The organism is Hadarchaeum sp. (SeqCode), assembly GCF_049969415.1.
Classification (GTDB): domain Archaea; phylum Hadarchaeota; class Hadarchaeia; order Hadarchaeales; family Hadarchaeaceae; genus Hadarchaeum.
The window spans coordinates 1-3,220 of sequence record NZ_JBMFOX010000067.1 but is presented as its reverse complement, the minus strand read 5'-3'; the positions used below and the strand labels follow the sequence as shown (position 1 = coordinate 3,220).

The following is a 3,220-nucleotide window of genomic DNA, read 5'->3' as shown; positions in this document are numbered from 1 at the left end:
TTCCTTCGTCTCTTTTTGTCATTCTGAGGGAGCAAAGCGACCGAAGAATCTCAGATCCTTCGCTTCGCTCAGGATGACAAGAGCAAAGAAGCCCCTTGCTGAAGGCTTTTTTGGCTTTCGGCGTCCTCTTTTCAGTTTTGCAAGAAGCCTGCCGGACACTGATGTTCTTTTATATAAAGATTAATTTCTCAACTTTCGCACCAAGTATCGGCAGTTATTACTGATTATTTTACTTGACTATTACTTTTATAATTGCAAAGGCTCCAAGGCTGTGGTAATATAACTAATCGATTAGATTAAACAAACCACAACAAAGGAGCCTCCTTATGTATAACAAAAATATCAATGAATTTCAAGGGCAAATCAAAACGGCACTCAAAGAGGCTCTGCCCACCCTTGATTTGACGTGCAACCGGCTGTTTCAGCGACTGCGGCTCAAGAGCCATCTTACCGGGGCTGGCATCAGGAAATGTGAAGGTTATGCGGCCGTGCATTTGGTCTTTGTCATGTTTATTTCTGTATTTCTAAACTTACCTGGACTGTGTGGCCCTGCTCATCTCAATCTGACGGCTCTGACCGCGGCTGGTAAGGATGCCTTTTACCGTCTGAAACATCGCGATCTAAGTTGGCGTTCGTTTCTCTGGCGTTTTCTTGGCTTTGTGGCGCAGCAGTTGGGGTGGTCCCAGCAGGCACCGACCGAGGCCTATGTCGTCCTGGATACCACCGTTCTCCCGAAAAGAGGCGAAAAAATTGAAGAAGTCTCTTTTGTCTATGACCATAGCCGGGGCCGCTCAGTGCTGGGTTATGAGCTGCTCACCTTGCTCATGGTTAATTCCCAGGGATACTATCCCCTTGATTTTGAATATCATTTTTCCAATAAAAAGGGACATGCCTACCAAGCGGCCACGGTGTCCCGGCGCCGCAGCAGCTTAGACCGGCGGCGGCTGCTGGCCCAGCAAAACAAGTTTGACGTCAGCCTCCAGATGGTCCAGCGAGCTCTTGCCAAAGGCGCGAAAGCGCTTTACGTCCTGGTGGATCGTTGGTTTGCTGCGCCGAACTTTTTCCTGAACCTCCGCTGGTTGGGCGTCCATGGCATCGGCCGTCTTAAAGCCGGTAAAAGCCGCTACCTCTATCAGGGGCGCGAGTATACCATGGAGGAATTATACCGGCTGGTCAAACCCAACCTCAGCCGCTGCCGGGCTCTGGGCTATGACCTGGCTCGGGTGGAGGTCACCTGTGCCAATGGCCTTCCCGGCATGATTGTTTTCAGCCGTGGCTACCGAGAACCTCAGGTCAATCTCCCCGCTGGCGCCAAGCTGCCGCCGCAGCCCAAGTGGGCCGCCTTTTTTACCACCGATGTGAGCCTGGCCGCCGCCGAGGTCGTCAAAAAATACCTGTGCCGCTGGTCCATTGAGGTCTTCTTCAAAGAAGCTAAGACCTTGTTGGGCTTAGGAAAAGACCAAGGCCGGAGTTTTGCCGCCCAAGTGTGCGCCACCACCCTGACCTTTCTGCGCTTCCATGTCTTGGCCTTTGTCAAGGCCCAAGGCGACGCGGCCAAAACCATCGGCGGCCTCTTTCGCGAAATGGCTGAAGAAATCGGCCTTATTCAATTCCAAGACAAAATCATCGCCTATTTTCGACAATTCCTCACGGCGACTTTAAAAAGGCTCAAACGGTCACTCCCTATCTCCGCCAGTTTCGGTGCCGTTGTAGATACAATCGATATTGTTATCAACGAGTTAGACCTGTGTCAGGGGTGCGAAACTTGAGTAATTTCTTAAAATGAGGTCATACTATACGATCCACTGGGGAGCGGCAACAATGTTCTGATGATGTAGAGGGAGCGCTTCAAGCCGCTCTCATTTACTACCACAACATCGTTATCTTTCACGGGCAGATCCGGATCGGCCCGGGCAACGATGTCCTTGAGATTGACGGCGATGCTCATGGGCTTGCCCTGGTCGTCAAACCGCATGATGGTGATATTATAGGTCCCCAATATGGGATCAACTCCTCCGGCCATGGCCACCGCTTGGGAAACGGTCAGGTTCTCCTTTACTGAGACCTGTCCAGGGCGACGCACTCCTCCCAGCACATAGGCGGTGCCGGCAAAAGGGACATGAACGACGTCGCCGTTCTTTACCGGTAGATTTAATTCGGGAGCCTGACCGCTCACCAGACGGCGCAGATCAATAACAATGGTCTCCGTTTTGGGGCTGAAGGGTTGTATTGTCGCCGTCTTGGTACTTTTGGCCAGATCCGGGGCGTTCTGGTGGCGAATCAGGTTCAGGGTGTCCCCGGCCTGACTGCCCGGCTTGCTGGAAAACCCTCCGGCCATAGCCAGAACTTCCAACAGTGTCCTGGGACCGATGATCTCGTAAGAACCAGGTTTCTCTACCGCACCAGTGACTGCCACCCGCTGATGTTGATACTCCTTGACCGCCACGTTAATTTGAGGATTGACCAGATATTGACTGCCATAGAGCTCCTGCAGACGTTGTTCGATCTGTCGGGTGGTGAGACCTGCAACTTTCACCGAGCCGACCAGGGGCAGCGAGATCTCGCCCTGACCGTTGACCCGCACCTCCCGGCTCAAGTTGTCTTGGCCAAGTACGGTAATAGTCAGCAGATCTTCCCGGCCTACCTGATAATCCTTGTATTGGGCCAGAGAAGCCTGGCTGGCCTGAACCAGTAACTGCTGCTGTAAATCTTTGTTTGGATCCGGCGGCTTAATCTGGGACAAGGCTTGGGCAGTCAGGGCCTGCTGGGCCCTCGTCCCGCCGCAGCCGGCCGGGCCGCTGATGAACACCACGGCCAGCAAAACCGCCCCCCCGTATCGTTTAACAGCTTCTGTTAAATTGTTTTTACCAAGAACCTTCTGCAAATTCTGCCTCATGCCACCAGAAGAAATCGCCTTGATGCCCTTCCCCGATCGGCCTGGCAGCACACCAACCGGAACTATCCGGCTCTTCCAGGAAGCGATAATATTCCTCTGCCACGCAAGGCCCTCCGGAGGTTTCTATCCCCGCGGCCCTTGCCCCGGTTAACCCTTTGCTCTGATTGTCGCTGATTAATTCGACCTCATTTTACCAACAGTATTCTGCTGCGTCAACATTTTTCGCTGATCAGGCAAGGCGTTCATAACGTGAGACCGTTGCAAAAAGAGGATTTTCATTTTGCCCTTGATTTCGGGTCAAATTTTTAATCACAAAGGAACTAG

3 protein-coding genes are annotated in these 3,220 nt (G+C 52.5%); 2 read left to right on the top strand and 1 reads right to left on the bottom strand.

Annotated features, from left to right (window positions below; genetic code table 11):
* Positions 1–184 (top strand): hypothetical protein (locus tag ACP5PX_RS07610; protein ID WP_428085367.1); only part of this gene is annotated, 184 nt, incomplete at its 5' end.
* A 142-nt stretch (positions 185–326) separates the two neighbouring features.
* Entirely contained in the window at positions 327–1,769 is a 1,443-nt protein-coding gene (locus tag ACP5PX_RS07605; protein WP_428085366.1) for an IS4 family transposase, read from the top strand.
* 8 nt (positions 1,770–1,777) lie between these two features.
* Here ACP5PX_RS07605 and ACP5PX_RS07600 read toward each other — a convergent pair whose 3' ends face one another.
* Positions 1,778–2,812, bottom strand: a complete 1,035-nt coding sequence (locus tag ACP5PX_RS07600) for a polysaccharide biosynthesis/export family protein (protein WP_428085368.1) — start codon at positions 2,810–2,812, stop codon at positions 1,778–1,780.
* Positions 2,813–3,220 lie beyond the last annotated feature (408 nt).